The organism is Listeria sp. SHR_NRA_18, assembly GCF_003856515.1.
Taxonomy (GTDB): domain Bacteria; phylum Bacillota; class Bacilli; order Lactobacillales; family Listeriaceae; genus Listeria_A; species Listeria_A newyorkensis.
The window spans coordinates 162,811-178,809 of sequence record NZ_QPKR01000008.1 but is presented as its reverse complement, the minus strand read 5'-3'; the positions used below and the strand labels follow the sequence as shown (position 1 = coordinate 178,809).

Genomic DNA, 15,999 nt, shown 5'->3' with positions numbered 1-15,999 from the left:
TTCACTCCTCATTGTTCTCATTGTTCTTCTTGTTTTTTATTATCTGGATGCGTGTTTTCTACTTCACGCATAATTAACGCTGAACTAAAGCCAAGTAAGGCGATAATAGCCGCCGAATATTGTCTGAAATTGTCTGCTGCAAAAATATAGATGAGTCCCATAAAAATAAGTGTCGTCAAGATTCCCCATGTGAATAATTTGTGCCCGCGTGTGACGCCAACTTTCATAACGGAATAAATGCCGACATAGCAAACCGCTTGGATCAAAATGAATTGGACGATGGAAATGATGATGACGGATATTAGGTCATCGTTGAACATCACTGCTGCAACAGAGACGGCGAGTAGAGCTATGATGCCTAAAATAACGATAATTTTTTTGCTATTAGATAGTTGCTTCATGTTCTTCCCCCAAATGGCTTTCTTTTTTTACTAGTATAACGAGGATACGTGTTGATAGCAACCTAAAACACTTGATGGTATGCGGTTTATCGGTTTATTTCAAGAAAAACAAGAAGCATTGCTACTCCTTGTTTTTGCTTGCTTATTTGATTTCTTTTTCGACTTTACTTCGGAATAAGATGGAGAGTCCAAAGATGGTTACGACGATGGTAGCGCCCATATCTGCCATGATTGCCATCCATAGAGTTAGATAGCCTGTTAGCGCGAGTAGGAGCGCCACGATTTTGAGGCCTAACGCGAAGGCGATATTGAATCCTACGACGAACCTTACTTTTTTAGCAATTTTTACGGTGATTGGTAATTTGCCTAAATGGTCTTGCATGAGTACGATATCTGCTACTTCAATCGCGCTGTCTGTTCCTTTCCCCATCGCGATGCCGAGGTCTGCGGTTGCAAGGGCTGGGGAGTCGTTGATGCCATCGCCAACCATTGCAATACTGCCGTTTTGGGCTTGAAGGTCGCCGATTTTTGTCAGCTTATCTTCTGGTAGCAAACTGGCGTAGTAGTGGTCGATGCCGATTTCTTTTGCTACTTTTTCAGCGGTTTTTTCGTGGTCGCCAGTTAGCATGATGATATTGGTCATACCTGCTTGATGGAGCTGGGTCACGAGTTGCTTGCTCTCTTTGCGCAAAGCATCTTGAATACCAAACATGCCGAGAATCGCGGTTTCTGATGCGGTAATAACGACCGTATAGCCTGCTTCTTTCAATGCGTTAACGTCTGTTCTAGCCGCGTCTGTCCAACTCGATTCTGGGATTTGTTGCTCATTGCCCAAGAAATATTGCTTGCCCTCGAATGTGCCGATGAGTCCTTTTCCGCCGACCGTTGTTAAATTGTCCATTTCTGCATCAACCGCACCGATGCGAGCGATGATTGCTGCTGCGATTGGATGCCCTGAGCTCTGTTCCATCATACTGGAAATTCGGAAAAAGTTCGCTTCATCATACACGATTTCTTTTTCGACAGCTGGTTTTCCTTCTGTCAGTGTGCCCGTTTTATCAAACGCGATTTGTTTCGTTTTAGCGAGTTGCTCTAGGAAAACGCCGCCTTTGATCAAAACACCATTCTTGGCACTGCGCGTAATGCCAGATACAATCGCGACTGGCGAGGAAAGGATTAGCGCGCACGGACAGCCGATAATTAATACTGCGAGTCCTTCGTAAACCCAGTGACCCCAAGCTCCTCCGAAGAAAAGTGGTGGCACGATAGTCACTAATACGGCGAATAGCATAATGATCGGTGTGTAATATTTGGCAAATCGATCGATGAATAGTTCCGTCGGTGTCTTCGTTTCCTGCGCTTCTTCTACTAAATGCAAAATTTTAGCTAGCGATGAATCCTCGTAAACCGCTGTAATCTCAGCTTTTAGCGTTCCTTCGTTATTGACTGAACCGCCGAACAAAGCGTCACCAATTTGTTTTTCCACCGGCATCGATTCACCAGTTATTGCGGCTTCGTTTACAGAACTTTTCCCGTCCACAATTACAGCGTCAGACGGTACTTTTCCACCGGCTTTTATCAAAATAATATCACCGAGCTGTAAGTCATTAATTGGTACTTCCGTTGCAACGCCATCTTTTAAAAGGTTCGCCGTTTTTGGCACGACTTTGAGTAATTCTGCCATCGATTTGCGTGCTTGCCGCATGCCGAAGCCTTCTAGATACTCATTCACTCCGAATAATATCGCGACAACCGTTCCTTCGCGCCAATCTCCGATAATAAAAGCACCAACTAGCGCAACCGTCATCAACGTATCGATGTTAAACTTCAAACGAAATAAGTTCTTAAGTCCTTTGAAAAACGTTTGGTAGCCGCTGAGTGCCGCCGCAACGAAATAAATGCTGAACGATCCCCAGGTTGGCATATATTTATCTGTAAAAAAGGCGAGGAAGAATAGCAACGTTGAAATGACAATCTGAACAATGAGTTTTGTGTCACCGTGGCTATGGTCATGGTCATGATCGTGATCTCCATCTGGTTGCACGACAGAAACACCTTCTTGTTTCAATATTTTCTCCACATCCACCATTTCCATCTTATTCGAAATAACCATTTTCCCAGAGTTATAGAGTACTTTCGCATCCTTGCCGTGCTTCAACTTCTTCATCTCGGCTTCCATCTCTTGCGCACAGTGCGCACAGGAAAGCCCGGTTAATTTGAACTCTGCCATTGTCCTCCTCGTCCCTTCTCAATTTGTGTGTTCCACGTGCCTAATCGCTTGTGAGAGCAGTTCCAGAACGTGGTTGTCGTCTTGCGTATAATAAATCGTTGTACCTTCGCGTCTTGATTTTACCAAGCGTAAATTCTTTAAAAAGCGTAATTGATGGGAAACCGTTGTCTGATTGAAACCTAGCGTCCGCGCAATATCGTTCACCGAATACTCTTGATCTTGCACGAGGTTCAAAATTTGCACGCGCGTCGGATCTGCCAATGCTTTAAAAATCTGTGTCACACCAAAAAGTGTTTCTTCGCCTAATAGTTGCTTGCTTTGTTCCATCTCTTATCACTCCAATTCTCGTATATGTTCATATACACATATAATAGACCAAAAAAGGAAACTTAGCAAGGTTTAAATGGGATAATTTTTAATATATGTTTATATACACATATATTAATATAGATTCGATAAAATTGCAAGTATTTCAATCATTATGTACAAAATGAGTTTATTTATGTAAAAAAAGAGCTCAATCCGCAAAATCATGATATAATTTACACAAAGGAGTGATAGCATGCCAGATTTAAGCGGACGATTGACAGTTTTAAGGGAAAAGCAAGGCTGGTCGAAAGCCGAAACAGCGAGAAGACTCGGACTGAAGGCCCCTTCTACATACGGTAACTGGGAGTATGGTATTCGAGAACCGGATTTGGATACGGTTCGCCATATTGCAACGTTATTTGATGTTTCGGTAGATTATTTAATTGGCCAAAATAGTGAACCCTCATATAAACCGGTCACAACAAAAGAAAAGAACGACATTGCAAAACGAATCGAGAAAATAATTGAGGATTTGCGTTACGAGGAACATCAACATTTAAACGGGGAGTACTTACAGGAAGAAACGACGGAATTTATTATGGATTCCCTTGAATTCACTTTGAAACAAGCTCGGAAATTAAATAATTGATACATCGAAAAACTCTGCCACAGCAACGTGACAGAGTTTTTTCGTGTATCAGTTATTCAGTTCTTCAATTTCGCCGCTCTTCAAATAGACAATCCATTCGCAGACGTTTGTTACATAATCACCAATCCGCTCTAAATATTGCGCGACAAGAAGTAAGTACGAAATTTCTTCTAAATGATCAGGATCTTCTTGCATGAAATGGATACATTTTGTATAAATGACGCGTTGCAGTTTATCGACTTCATTATCTCGCGATGCTATTTCACGCGCTGCCTCCTCGTCCTCCGCCAGATAAGCTTTTAGAACGTCATGTACCATTATTTTGACGATATCGCCCATCTCTTGAATTTCTGGGATTGGCTTCACGACTTTGGTACGACCGACTAAGATCGTTGTTTTAGCGATGCTGACGGCGTGGTCACCGATTCGCTCTAAATCAGAACTTGCTTTTAAAACCGTGACAATTTTGCGAAGGTCAATGCCTACCGGTTGTTGGAGGGCAATGAGTTCAAAGGATCTTTGTTCCAACGCCAATTCCATATTATTGATGGCTCGGTCGCTTGCAATGACGTTTTCCGCTAGTTCATGATCCCGATTAACAAGAGACTTAACAGCTTTGTAAATCGCCTCGTTGACTAGCATTCCCATCTCGAGTAAATGTTGGTGCAACTCGTTTAACTGCTCATTAAAAATTTTTCTAACTGGCATATGCTTCGCTCCTTATCCAAATCTTCCTGAGATATAGTCTTGCGTTTGTTGTTCTGCTGGATTCGTGAAAATGGTGCTTGTATCAGTGAATTCAATGATTTCTCCGTTGAGGAAAAAGGCTGTCTCATCAGAAATACGCGATGCTTGTTGCATATTATGCGTCACAATAACAATCGTGTAATCTTTTTTCAACTCTAAAATCAGATTTTCCATTTTTGCTGTGGAGATTGGGTCGAGCGCGGAAGTTGGCTCATCCATTAGAATAACTTCTGGCTGTACCGCTAAAACGCGGGCGATGCAGAGCCGTTGTTGTTGTCCGCCAGACATGCCGAGCGCTGATTTGTGCAAGCGATCGTGCACTTCATCCCAAAGTGCCGCTTGTCGCAGGCTTCGTTCCACGATTTCATCTAGTTTTTTCTTATTTTTGACGCCGTGGGTTCTTGGACCGTAAGCGACGTTATCATAGATTGAAAATGGAAACGGGTTTGGTTGCTGGAACACCATCCCGACTTTTTTGCGCAAATTAACTGTATCGATTTTGGAACTTTGGATGTTTTCGTCGGCAACTTTGACCTCGCCTTTGATTGTAACGTTTGGAATCAAGTCGTTCATTCGATTCAACGTGCGCAGAAAAGTCGATTTTCCGCATCCAGATGGACCTATAAGCGCCGTCACGCGATTTTTTTTGAAGTTGAGACTTATCTTATTTAGCGCTTGTTTTTGCCCGTAGAATAGGTCTACGTCTCTTGTTTCGATGACGAATTCCGTGTCGGTTATGGTTGACATTTGGGTGACTCCTTTCTTCTTTTTATTATCCAAAATTACCAGATATATAGTCTTGCGTCTGCTTATTAGACGGATTCGTAAACAGCGTCCCTGTATCGGTCACTTCGACTACTTTTCCAAGGTAGAAAAAAGCGGTGTGATCGGATACGCGGGCGGCTTGTTGCATGTTATGCGTCACGATAATAATCGTGTATTTTTTCTTCAATTCGTGAATTAAATCCTCTATTTTACTCGTCGAAATCGGATCGAGCGCGGAGGCTGGTTCATCGAGTAGCAACACTTCTGGCTGCATCGCAATCGCGCGGGCAATGCATAAGCGTTGTTGTTGTCCGCCAGATAATGATAAGGCACTTTTGCCTAAATCATCTTTGACTTCATCCCAAAGCGCGGCGCTACGCAAGCTTTTCTCGACACGTTCTGCGAGCTCGGCTTTATTTTTCATGCCGTGACGTTTCAAGCTAAATGCAATATTTTCAAAAATCGATTTCGTAAATGGATTCGGCTTTTGAAACACCATCCCGATTTCTTTACGAACGTTGTATAAATCCACTTCTTTGCGGTTAATGTTGATGCCGTTATATAAAATTTCGCCTTCCATTCGGCAGCCATCGATTTCGTCATTCATTCGGTTGAGTGCGCGAAGGTAGGTCGATTTTCCGCATCCAGATGGGCCGATGAGCGCCGTCACTTGGTTTTCATGGAATTCTAAATCGACACCTTGAATCGCGTGGTTGTCGCCATAATAGACGTGCAAATCATTCGTAGCCATTGCGGGCGCGCCAGTCGTCACGATTTCATCTTTTGCTTCGTTTATCGCGAACGACATATTAGTAGTTGCCATCATTTTACAAAACTCCTTTTGTCCGCCGAATTAGGAAGACGTCATCTTTTTAAATACGTATTTTCCTAGAATGCGGGCTAAAATATTGAAAAGTAGTACGGAAAGAATGAGTACGGCGGACGCTCCCGCGGATACGGCTGCAGCGTCTGGCATGATTCCTTCCCCATTAATTTTCCAAATGTGAACGGCAAGTGTTTCTGCTGGACGGAAAATGTTGAGTGGCGACGTCGGGTTCATAGGATTCCAGTCTCCGAAGTTCAATGTTGGCGTACTTTGTCCAGCAGTGTAGATTAAAGCGGCTGCTTCACCGAATACGCGTCCTGCGGCTAAAATAACCCCGGTCACGATTGCTGGAAGCGCGGCTGGAACTAACACCCGTGTTATGGTTTCCCAGCGCGACAAGCCTAATGCAAGCCCTGCTTCTCGTTGCGTATTTGGAATAGCATTGAGCGCTTCCTCGATAACGCGAATGAGTAGCGGTAGATTAAAGATGGTCAGCGTCAGCGCCCCGGAAATAACCGAAAAGCTCCACCCCATCTGCAACACGAAAATTAAGAAGCCGAACAAACCGACCACGATCGACGGTAGCGAAGACAAGACTTCAATGGTTGTGCGGATGAAGTCTGTGATCCAATTTTTACGGGCATATTCTGCCATGTAGATGCCTGCTCCGAGCGCAATTGGAACGGATAAAATCATTGTGATAAGCAACATGTAGAAAGAGTTCCAAATTTCTGGACCAATCCCACCGCCTGCTTTGAATGATTCGGGTGGTGAGGTTAGGAAATGCCAGCTCAGATGAGGAACGCCTCGAACTAAGATATAGCCGAGTAAGCCTGCCAAAATAACGACGATGAGTAGCGCAATCAAATAGAAAACGGAGGTCGCGATCTTATCTTTTGTTTTTACATTCATTTGACTTTCCTCCTACGTCCGATGAAGCGGATCATAATGATAAAGAACAGTGACATTGCCAGTAGCACCATCGCTAGTGACCAAAGCACGTTATTATCAAGCGTCCCCATGACGGTATTTCCCATTCCCATTGTTAAAATACTTGTTAACGTGGATGCCGGTTCGAATAACGAAGTCGGGATAACCACAGAGTTTCCAATAACCATTTGTACAGCTAGTGCTTCACCAAACGCGCGCGCCATTCCGAAAACAACGGCTGTCAAAATACCTGGTCGTGCACTGCGCAGAATTACTTTCCAAATCGTCTGCCACCGCGTTGCACCGAGCGCAAGCGAAGCCTCACGATAATGACGTGGTACCGAATGAATCGCATCCACTGTCAAACTGGTCACAGTCGGCAAAATCATGACGGTCAAAACCGCGGTCGCCGCTGCAATCCCAAAACCACTTCCTGAAATATGTTCCCGAATAAATGGAACAACGACGCTGAGCCCGATAAACCCGTAAACAACGGACGGAATCCCAACGAGCAACTCCATAACAGGTTGCAAAATTTTCTTACCAAACTTCGGCGATATTTCCACCATAAAAATAGCTGCGCCAATCGCGAGCGGTGCAGCAATACAAGCTGCGAGTAATGTCACACCAAAAGAACCAAGAATCATCGGCAAGGCGCCAACGAGTGGATTTCCAGCCGCATCTGTTTTGGAAGGGTTCCAATCTGTTCCTGTAATAAAGTCAACAAACGAAACATTATTGACAAAAAAAGTAGCCAGTCCTTTCGAGATGACAAAGAAAAGAATGGATGCCGCTGCAATAACCATGATGCTGATGCAGATAAACGTTATGATTTTCCCTCTCTTTTCAAGACGGGCCTTTTTGGAAGTTTGCGTTAATGCTTTTTCTCGTGCTTCCACTGCGTAGACTCCTTTCCGATGCTGGGCTCTTATTTTTATACCCAACAAACGGGTTTGCGCCCACTTCTATACTTAGAAGTAGACGCCTTCCCCAATATATTTTTTATTTAACGTCTGTGATATTTCCTTTAGCGTCGCGTTCTACTTTCATCGAGTGAATCGATTGGTAACCAAGTTGTGGCACCAAGTCATTTTGAACGTCTTCGCTCGTGATGTAAGCTAGGAATTTTTTCGCAAGTCCTGTCGCTTCACCTTTTGTATACATATGCTCGTAAGCCCAAATTTTCCAATCGTTTGTTGCTACGTTTTCTTCTTTCGGCTCTACATTATCAAGGGAAAGTCCTTGGATCGAATCGTCAATGTAAGAGAAGGCTAGGTAACTGATAGCTCCTGGTGTTTCGCTTACGATTTTACGAACGGTACCTGAGGAATCTTGTTCTTGTGCTTTTACTGGAGTCGCGCCATCTAAGCCCCATTTTTCAAAAGTTGCGCGTGTTCCGCTTCCTTCTGCACGGTTGATGATCGTGATTTTTTCGTCTTTACCGCCAACATCTTTCCAGTTTGTAATTTTGCCAGTGAAGATGTCGATTAATTGTTGTTTCGAAATATTTTTCACGCCAGCGTCTTTGTTCACGACTGGTGCCATGCCGACTACTGCGACTCTGTGGTCTACTAATTTTGAAGCATCAACGCCGTCTTTTTCTTCAGCGAAAACATCCGAGTTGCCGATATCCACTGCGCCTTGTTGCACTTGCGTTAGGCCAGTACCAGATCCGCCGCCTTGCACGTTGATTTGTGCTTTAGGATTCTCAGCTGTAAATTGTTTTGAAGCAGCTTCGACAAGAGGTTGTAGTGCTGTTGAGCCGACCGCCGTGATCGAACCAGAAACTTCCTTGCTATCTGCATTTCCGTTTGCTTTATCTGATGATGTATCCGAATTTCCACATCCTGCTATAATCATTGTGAATGCTGCAATAACAGCTACTATTCCTAAAAATCTCTTCTTCATAAACTGTAAACCACCTTTTTTTTCGATTTAACTTACAAACCTACTATACCTCTTCTGGATTAAGGGGATGTGTAGCTAATGTTAAGAGAATGTAAAGATGATGATTCTGTAAATTTCTTTATCAGGAAATGACAAAAAGACCGCGGATTGGGCGGTTTGGAGCTGGATCTTATGTAAAGAAAAACACAAGCCGCTAAAATCACGACTTGCGTTACCTTTTTATTTTGGAAGTGTTACGGTGAATGTTGTGCCTGAACCTTCGATGCTTTCGACTTGAATCTGACCGCCGCAGCTCTCCACAATATGTTTCACAATGGAAAGTCCAAGTCCTGTGCCACCGGAATGCCTGCTACGAGCACGATCAACACGATAAAAACGTTCAAAAATCCGATCGATATCCTTGACTGGTATGCCGATTCCATTATCGGTGACCGTGATAGCAATCGTATCATTAGCCTCGTTTTCCGTCACGCCGACCGATACTGTCCCATCTTGTGGCGTATACACAATCGCGTTTGAAATGAGGTTAATCAAGATTTGCTGCAACCGATCACGCTCTGCTTGGATAATCACCGGCGACGCTAAATTCGGCGACACAAGCTGAATCCCTTTTTCAAGCGCCATCGAGCGAACCGTATCCATCGTCGTAATCACCACGTCCTCCACGTCCACCTGCTCCAAATTCATCGACACATGCTTCTGCTCAATTCGCGACAACTCTAAAATATCCATGATTAAGCGGTGCAAACGATCGCTTTCCTCTTTTATAATGGTGAGGAATTTCTTGAGTAGCGCTTCATCGTACATCGCGCCATCAAGTAGCGTTTCCGCAAAGCCTTTCAGCGCGGTAACTGGTGTTTTCAGTTCATGCGACACATTCGCGACAAATTCCGAACGCACATTTTCCAGTCTTCTAATTTCAGTAATATCATGCAACAGCAAAATCACGCCTGTTATATTGCCCGTTTTTGATAAAATTGGCGAAACGTTGGCGTCTAAAATAAGCTCCCTCGGGAAATAAATCGTAATCTCTTCTTGTTGGAAAGCTTTTTGATCTAAACACTGATCGACAAGCTGCGTCAAAGCAAAACTTTTCAAAACTTCATAATACGCTTTTCCTGTCAGTTCTTTTTCACCGATAATTTGTTCCATCATTGGATTCGTCATCACAATCAGTTTTCGTTGATCAATCAGCATCACACCGCTGACCAAGTTCTGCACGATTCCGCTTAGTCGCTGCTGGTTAAGCTCGATTTCCTGCATTTGCTTCTCTAAACTTTGCGCCAGTTGGTTCACACTTAGCGATAAATCCTGCAATTCGCCGCTCGTTTTTCCGGTAATTCGGCTGTAATAACGGTGGTTCGCCAAATCCATCGACACGTCGATAATCTCGTTGACCGGTCGCGTAATCCGTCGCGCAATCACCGCGCTGATAAAGCCAATAAATACTAGCGCCAAGCCAAATATCAAGGTGAGGCTGAGCCATAATTGATGGACCGCTTTTTCCACCGATTCCAGTGAAATCGAAATTCGCAACACACCATCCGTTACACCGTTATGCGTAATTGGAACAGCCACATACAGCATACTATAACCAAGCGTAGAGCTTTTTCGCGTAGCAATCCCCACATCTTTTCCTTGCTCAAGGACTTCCTGCACTTCCGGACGATCCATATGACTACCCAGACCGTGCGGATCTTCCTTCGTATCAGCGACCACATGCCCCGTCTGATCAATGACCGTAATCCGCGCATCAATTTTATCCTCTAGCGGTTTTAAGCTCGACTGAATTTTATCCGCATCCTGGTCCAAATCAACATCTTCTAGCTTCGTCGTTGTCAACAATATCTTCGCATCATCCTGCAACTGGCTTTCCTTCATATGCAAGTAAACACTCTTCATCAATTCCCCTGAGAAAAAGCCCACAATCACCATGACAATAAAAAATAAGATAAAAAAAGACAGTCCTATTTTCAGCCATAATTTTTTCATGATTTCACGTTCTCCATCTTATAGCCAAAACCACGAATCGTCTTAATGTAGCGCGGCTGCTTCGTGTCCGCCTCAATTTTATCGCGCAAATGGCTCACATGCACATCCACAATCCGCGTTTCGCCAATATAATCATAATTCCAGACCGCATCCAGCAACTGATCTCGCGAAAAAACCTTGCCCCGGTGATTCGCCAAATAGAGCAACAACTCGAATTCCTTCGGCGTCAAATCCAGCAACTCATCCTGCAAATACACCTCATAACTCTCCGTCAGAATCTTCAACTCACCAACTTGCAGCGCCTTCTCTTTTGGCAACTCCTCCGGTTCCACATCCGTCGCTTTCCCAGCACTCCGTCGCAAAATTGCCTTGATTCGCGCCACAACCTCACGCGGGCTAAACGGTTTCGTCAAATAGTCATCCGCACCAAGCTCCAGACCAATAATTTTATCCAATTCGTCATCTTTTGCCGTTAACATCAAAATCGGCGTCTCCACCTTATCTTGGCGCAACTGCTTACACACTTCAATCCCGTCCATCTCAGGCAACATTAAATCGAGTACAATCAAATCCGGTTTTTCCGACAAAGCAAGCTCGTACCCTGTCCTACCATCTTCTGCCGTCACTACATCAAAGCCAGCCTTTTCAATGTTAAATTGCAGTAAAGTTACAATAGAAGACTCATCATCCACTACTAAAATCTTGGTCAATGCTCTTTCCTCCCCATTCATAACGCGCAGCCCTTTACAATCCCGCCACAACTTGTTATGTATTCTTCCACTAAAATATAGCACGAATTTACCTTTTTCGGGTAGAAAACGGTCACTCTTAACACAATCTTAAAAGTCAGGGCTGCGAGAACTACCCATTTTCGTCGTTAAAAGTTCCGTTCCGATACTCATGTACAAATCGTACATTCCGTTTCGGTACTCACTTTTGCCTAGGATCTGGGCAGTTCTAGCAGCCCTGAGGCGTTTTTTTACTATTCGAAGTTCAAATAGAGTCAAACTATTCTACCATGAATAAACCTAGTTCAAATGAGTCTTCTTCATAGATAGCGGTTTGGACAATTCGTGGTTCGCCGTTGTTGTCACGGACTTTTAGTTTGCAGTAAGCTCGGTTTTCATTTAGCGCCTCGTACAAATCTTCGCGATCCATCACCGGTATCCCGTTTACTTCCATGATGACCTCTCCCGCCAAAATGTCCATTCGGCTAGCTGGCGTATTTTCCCGTGCGCCTAGAACCATAATGCCATCCACTTGTGGTGTAAACTTAAAGGCAGAATCCCGTTCCTCGTTACGATGACGATAGGAAATCCAAAATCGGCCTGCGATTGCCACGATAAATGCGAGTAAGCTCAAAACTGGAATCACGATGCTAACTACGCCAAGTAGCGCGATCAGAATAGATAAACTAGTCACTCGGACGGCAATTTTATGCGTCGCTTGTGCTGGCAACTGAGACTGGACTTGTTGCTGAAAACCAATCACAATCGGCAATACCATCAAGGAAAATGTCTGATTCCCGATTTGAAAAATAGGCCACCAGTCAAATAATGCTGCAAAACCGTGTCCTGGAATAAAGCATACAAGTGGTAATAACCATAAACGGCGTAACTGGAATGCTCCAACCCATTTTCCGCGCCCACTTTTCCGAAGCATTGGTGAGGCTTGGTTGGCCCCGGTAAATTGAATCAAAAACGCCTCTACCGCAAGCAATAATGCCAATACAAACACAATAACAATCATGAAATTATCAATATACAAATCGCGAATCGGCAACATCCGGTCTTCAAACGGCGCCAACTGCCAGTCGAAATAGTAGACCGCATAATAAACGAGGCTGGTAATCCCAATCGTATACGCCGTGGAAGTCATCCTAAACATCCCGACGAGCAACAACACAATCAGCACGACATTAAATATCGCGATCCATCCAATCGTCAGCGTAAAACCTACAAAAACCATGATAATCGAAATCGCCACACCAAAAACGATACCTAAACCGAAGAATCCTTTTAGCTCCTGCCAAGGTGAATGTATCCGTACATGAAAGGATTTCCGTTCCCATTTTATTCGATTAAAGCCAGCAATAATCGCTATCAATATCGACACGTATAACGCCGGTTGTACCAATATACTGCCAATTCCTTTTACAATTTCTACTATTATTGTCTCCATTCCATTCACCTCTTATAGTATCGGAGAAAGTAGCCGCGACACCGCCTCTTTCACTTTTATCCAAAATGAGCGCTCTGCATACAATTCTTCCGTCAGCTGATACGATTTCAAAATATCCTGTAAAAAAATATCTTCTAGTTTTTGAGCTATTTTCTTTTCATACATAAACGCATTCACTTCAAAATTCAGTCTAAAACTGCGAAAATCCATGTTTGCCGTCCCAACCGAAGCAATTTCTCCGTCCACAACAAGCGTTTTCGCATGAATAAAGCCATTATCATAAATATAAACCTTTGCACCACTCTCAATCAATTCCCCGCAATAGCTCGTCGTGGCCCGGTAAACAAAGGCATGATCCGGCTTATTCGGAATCATCAAACGCACATCGACACCAGACAGCGACGCGATTTTAAGCGCCTCTAGCAAACTCGCATCTGGAATAATATACGGCGACTGCAAATAAATCGATTTCTTCGCCGAGTTAATCATTTTGATGTAACCATTCTTAATTTGCTGCCATTCCGAATCCGGTCCACTGGATACAATCTGCATACTCGTCTGTCCCTTACCGTGAAAACTCGGAAAATAGCGCGTTTGATAATCCAGCTTTTGACTAGCCGATGCCGCCGAATTCCAGTCCATAATATATCTCGTCTGCATCGCAAAAACCGCTTTTCCACGAACCCGAAGATGCGTGTCACGCCAGTATCCAAAACTATCATCAAGCCCTAAATACTCATCCCCCACGTTGAATCCACCAATATAGCCAATTTCACCATCAATAATCGCCAATTTACGATGATTACGGTAGTTCAATCGGAAATTTATCAACGGTAATTTCGAAGGGAAGAACGGCCATACTTTGACGCCATTTTGCTTTAACTTATTCCAAAAAGCCTTTTTCGTAGTTCGACATCCCATCGCGTCATAAATCACCCGAACATCGAGGCCTTCTTCTGCCTTTTTAATCAGCGCTTTCTGTAAACGATTTCCCAGCATATCCGAGTGAATAATATAATAAATCAAATGAATATGGTCCGTCGCCATCTCAATATCCCGCATCAACGCATCGAACTTCTCATGCCCATCTGTGAAAATCGTCACTTCATTATCCTGCGTCAAAATTGCGCCATCGTTCACCAACAATAAATAAATCAAATCCCGATGCTTTGCTACATTTCGATCGCTAAACGGAAACTCCTGCTGCCTAATCATGCTAATCTGATTATCCGTCGACTCTCGCAATCCAATTTTCTCCTGTCCCTTCCAGTCGAAAATTTTGCGGTGGGAGAGCTTTCGGCCAAATATTAAGTATATAACAAATCCAATAACAGGTATGAATGTTAGTACTAGCAGCCAAGCCCACGTTGCTGATGTGTCTCGTCTTTCTAAAAACACCATCACAGCAGCGAAAAATAGATTGATGACTAGCAAAACAATCAGTAATCCCGCGATAATCCCCATAATGTACCTCCCAATAATAATGCTACCTTTTTATCATATCATAAATCAGAGGTGAAGTATTGCCTTAGTATCACACAAAAACTCGGCTACCAAAAGTGGCTAGCCGAGTTCGATATTAAATATAAGGTGATGGATCTACTGGAACACCATTTTTATGAATTTCAAAATGAAGATGTTGCCCAGTCGATTGCCCAGTTGAGCCCATCATGCCGATGCCTTGTCCTTGAGAAACGCTTTGTCCTGCAACCACTTGCAAGCTTCCTGCTCTCATATGACCGTAAAGTGTTTGGTAGCCATTTCCATGATCGATTTCAACAACATATCCGTAGCCACCATAACCGCTACCTGGAGCGCCGAAACCAGAGAAAACAACCGTTCCACCTGCTGCTGCATAAATTGGCACACTACCACCTGCGGCGATATCTTGCCCTTTATGCGATTCATGTTGACCAGTCACCGGATTCGTTCTATCGCTAAATCCAGACGTCAGGATTCCAGCTGCCGGTTTAATGAACATGCCTGTTTGGGAACCAGCACTAATCGAAGGAATCGAAACTGCTGGTGTATCTGGTGTTGTCGTTGCGGCTGCCGCAGTTTCGGTCTGTGTAACGACCTTAGATCTTGCCTGTGCCGCGGCTTCTCGCGCTTCCCTTGCTGCCCGTTCTTCGCTCGCTTTACGCGCTGCTGCTAATTGTTGTTGCGCTTGGCGGTTCTTCTCCGCTTGGATATTTCCAGCGATTGCTTGTTCATTCGCTGCCAATTCACCTTGTTGCGCTAATAAATCATTCTTTTGTTGCTGCGTTAAGTCTTTTTCAGCCGCGATTGCCAAGATTAACTCATCTTTTTGACTTTTTTGGCTTTCTAAGTTGTTTTTTGATAGCGCGATTTCAGTAGATAATTTCTTCAATCCTGCCAACTTAGTCTCTGTTTGCTTTTGCTTAGAGTTAAGAGCGTCCTCATCTTTCTTCTGGTCACTCATAATATCTTTATCCGCATTAACAAGTGTCGATACCATCGTTGCGCGATCAATAAAATCACTGAAGTTATCCGACGCTAAAATTACATTCATGTACTCTTGTCCGTTTCCGTTCACCTGGATAGCACGTGCACGATCTTTTAGTAAATTAAGACGATCATCGATACTTTTTTGTAACACGACGATTTCATTTTTTAACTTACTTACTTCTGCATTCGTTACCGCTACTTCTTGTTGCTGCTTTTGTAACTTTTTATTGGTTTCTGTAATGCTTTTTACGAGACTTTCCAGTTCAGCAGCCGTCGTTTGTTGCTTTCTTTCAAGAACGGATACTTCATGATCTTTCTCGTCAATGTGATTATCTATAGTAGAACGTTGTTGCTGAATTGCTTGTTGTTGTTTCTGTAGTTCATTTAAGTCAGCAGCCTTTACATTGGTTGGCACTGTACTAAAAAGGCCAACTGCTACAGTTATTGCAAGGCTATTTACGAGTAATTTCTTATATGCCATGTATTAATTCCTCCTAGATCAGATTCATATATTACTATTTTTTCCATGCGTTAGATTAGAAAAAAAGTACCCTCGTAAATAATCATACAAAGGTACTTTTCTATTTTCAAA

15 protein-coding genes are annotated in these 15,999 nt (G+C 43.5%); 1 reads left to right on the top strand and 14 read right to left on the bottom strand.

Going from position 1 to position 15,999, the window contains the following annotated elements; genetic code table 11:
* Nucleotides 1–17: 17 nt before the first annotated feature.
* The 3 genes from DUK53_RS12875 to DUK53_RS12865 form a co-directional block, all read right to left on the bottom strand.
* Nucleotides 18–401 carry a hypothetical protein gene (locus tag DUK53_RS12875; protein ID WP_036089760.1) on the bottom strand — a complete coding sequence of 128 codons (384 nt, stop codon included), beginning with the start codon at nucleotides 399–401 and terminating at the stop codon, nucleotides 18–20.
* A 142-nt stretch (nucleotides 402–543) separates the two neighbouring features.
* The gene (locus DUK53_RS12870; protein ID WP_036089757.1) at nucleotides 544–2,631 is read right to left on the bottom strand and encodes a heavy metal translocating P-type ATPase; all 2,088 of its coding nucleotides are present in this window, start codon (nucleotides 2,629–2,631) and stop codon (nucleotides 544–546) included.
* An 18-nt stretch (nucleotides 2,632–2,649) separates the two neighbouring features.
* On the bottom strand, nucleotides 2,650–2,958 hold the full coding sequence (locus DUK53_RS12865; RefSeq protein WP_036089755.1) for an ArsR/SmtB family transcription factor: 309 nt from the start codon (nucleotides 2,956–2,958) through the stop codon (nucleotides 2,650–2,652).
* 235 nt (nucleotides 2,959–3,193) lie between these two features.
* On the opposite strand from DUK53_RS12865, the gene DUK53_RS12860 reads away from it, so the two are divergent.
* Nucleotides 3,194–3,589 (top strand): helix-turn-helix domain-containing protein, encoded by a 396-nt coding sequence (locus tag DUK53_RS12860; protein ID WP_036076692.1) that lies wholly within the window; start codon nucleotides 3,194–3,196, stop codon nucleotides 3,587–3,589.
* Nucleotides 3,590–3,637: 48 nt separating this feature from the next.
* Here DUK53_RS12860 and phoU read toward each other — a convergent pair whose 3' ends face one another.
* The 11 genes from phoU to DUK53_RS17975 all read right to left on the bottom strand — a co-directional run bounded on the left by phoU (nucleotide 3,638) and on the right by DUK53_RS17975 (nucleotide 15,888).
* Complete coding sequence (phoU, locus tag DUK53_RS12855; RefSeq protein ID WP_036089752.1) at nucleotides 3,638–4,297, bottom strand: phosphate signaling complex protein PhoU; 660 nt, start codon at nucleotides 4,295–4,297, stop codon at nucleotides 3,638–3,640.
* Between the two features lie 12 nt (nucleotides 4,298–4,309).
* Nucleotides 4,310–5,083 (bottom strand): phosphate ABC transporter ATP-binding protein PstB, encoded by a 774-nt coding sequence (gene pstB, locus DUK53_RS12850; RefSeq protein WP_036129733.1) that lies wholly within the window; start codon nucleotides 5,081–5,083, stop codon nucleotides 4,310–4,312.
* Nucleotides 5,084–5,108: 25 nt separating this feature from the next.
* Nucleotides 5,109–5,909 carry a phosphate ABC transporter ATP-binding protein PstB gene (gene pstB / locus DUK53_RS12845; RefSeq protein WP_036089800.1) on the bottom strand — a complete coding sequence of 267 codons (801 nt, stop codon included), beginning with the start codon at nucleotides 5,907–5,909 and terminating at the stop codon, nucleotides 5,109–5,111.
* A 45-nt stretch (nucleotides 5,910–5,954) separates the two neighbouring features.
* The gene (pstA, locus tag DUK53_RS12840) at nucleotides 5,955–6,839 is read right to left on the bottom strand and encodes a phosphate ABC transporter permease PstA (RefSeq protein WP_036089747.1); all 885 of its coding nucleotides are present in this window, start codon (nucleotides 6,837–6,839) and stop codon (nucleotides 5,955–5,957) included.
* The gene (pstC, locus tag DUK53_RS12835) at nucleotides 6,836–7,756 is read right to left on the bottom strand and encodes a phosphate ABC transporter permease subunit PstC (protein ID WP_036089745.1); all 921 of its coding nucleotides are present in this window, start codon (nucleotides 7,754–7,756) and stop codon (nucleotides 6,836–6,838) included. Before pstC ends, pstA begins: the two co-directional genes overlap by 4 nt.
* Nucleotides 7,757–7,859: 103 nt before the next feature.
* Entirely contained in the window at nucleotides 7,860–8,765 is a 906-nt protein-coding gene (locus DUK53_RS12830; RefSeq protein WP_036089743.1) for a phosphate ABC transporter substrate-binding protein, read from the bottom strand.
* Between the two features lie 219 nt (nucleotides 8,766–8,984).
* Nucleotides 8,985–10,757, bottom strand: a complete 1,773-nt coding sequence (pnpS, locus tag DUK53_RS12825; RefSeq protein WP_036129731.1) for a two-component system histidine kinase PnpS — start codon at nucleotides 10,755–10,757, stop codon at nucleotides 8,985–8,987.
* A complete protein-coding gene (locus DUK53_RS12820) occupies nucleotides 10,754–11,467 on the bottom strand; it encodes a response regulator transcription factor (protein ID WP_103034994.1) in 714 nt (237 codons plus the stop codon). Before DUK53_RS12820 ends, pnpS begins: the two co-directional genes overlap by 4 nt.
* A gap of 298 nt (nucleotides 11,468–11,765) precedes the next feature.
* Nucleotides 11,766–12,938, bottom strand: a complete 1,173-nt coding sequence (locus DUK53_RS12815) for a PDZ domain-containing protein (protein ID WP_036129729.1) — start codon at nucleotides 12,936–12,938, stop codon at nucleotides 11,766–11,768.
* A 12-nt stretch (nucleotides 12,939–12,950) separates the two neighbouring features.
* On the bottom strand, nucleotides 12,951–14,402 hold the full coding sequence (cls, locus tag DUK53_RS12810) for a cardiolipin synthase (protein ID WP_036089735.1): 1,452 nt from the start codon (nucleotides 14,400–14,402) through the stop codon (nucleotides 12,951–12,953).
* Nucleotides 14,403–14,517: 115 nt separating this feature from the next.
* Nucleotides 14,518–15,888 carry a murein hydrolase activator EnvC family protein gene (locus DUK53_RS17975; protein ID WP_036129726.1) on the bottom strand — a complete coding sequence of 457 codons (1,371 nt, stop codon included), beginning with the start codon at nucleotides 15,886–15,888 and terminating at the stop codon, nucleotides 14,518–14,520.
* Nucleotides 15,889–15,999: the final 111 nt, after the last annotated feature.

Bases quoted from the DNA above. Each gene is read 5' to 3' on its own strand.
- DUK53_RS12830 (WP_036089743.1), bottom strand. From the start codon at position 8,765: ATGAAGAAGAGATTTTTAGGAATAGTAGCTGTTATTGCAGCATTCACA.
- pstA (WP_036089747.1), bottom strand. From the start codon at position 6,839: ATGAATGTAAAAACAAAAGATAAGATCGCGACCTCCGTTTTCTATTTG.
- pnpS (WP_036129731.1), bottom strand. From the start codon at position 10,757: ATGAAAAAATTATGGCTGAAAATAGGACTGTCTTTTTTTATCTTATTT.
- DUK53_RS12815 (WP_036129729.1), bottom strand. From the start codon at position 12,938: ATGGAGACAATAATAGTAGAAATTGTAAAAGGAATTGGCAGTATATTG.
- phoU (WP_036089752.1), bottom strand. From the start codon at position 4,297: ATGCCAGTTAGAAAAATTTTTAATGAGCAGTTAAACGAGTTGCACCAA.
- DUK53_RS12860 (WP_036076692.1), top strand. From the start codon at position 3,194: ATGCCAGATTTAAGCGGACGATTGACAGTTTTAAGGGAAAAGCAAGGC.
- DUK53_RS17975 (WP_036129726.1), bottom strand. From the start codon at position 15,888: ATGGCATATAAGAAATTACTCGTAAATAGCCTTGCAATAACTGTAGCA.
- pstB (WP_036089800.1), bottom strand. From the start codon at position 5,909: ATGTCGTTCGCGATAAACGAAGCAAAAGATGAAATCGTGACGACTGGC.
- cls (WP_036089735.1), bottom strand. From the start codon at position 14,402: ATGGGGATTATCGCGGGATTACTGATTGTTTTGCTAGTCATCAATCTA.
- pstB (WP_036129733.1), bottom strand. From the start codon at position 5,083: ATGTCAACCATAACCGACACGGAATTCGTCATCGAAACAAGAGACGTA.
- DUK53_RS12875 (WP_036089760.1), bottom strand. From the start codon at position 401: ATGAAGCAACTATCTAATAGCAAAAAAATTATCGTTATTTTAGGCATC.
- DUK53_RS12870 (WP_036089757.1), bottom strand. From the start codon at position 2,631: ATGGCAGAGTTCAAATTAACCGGGCTTTCCTGTGCGCACTGTGCGCAA.
- DUK53_RS12865 (WP_036089755.1), bottom strand. From the start codon at position 2,958: ATGGAACAAAGCAAGCAACTATTAGGCGAAGAAACACTTTTTGGTGTG.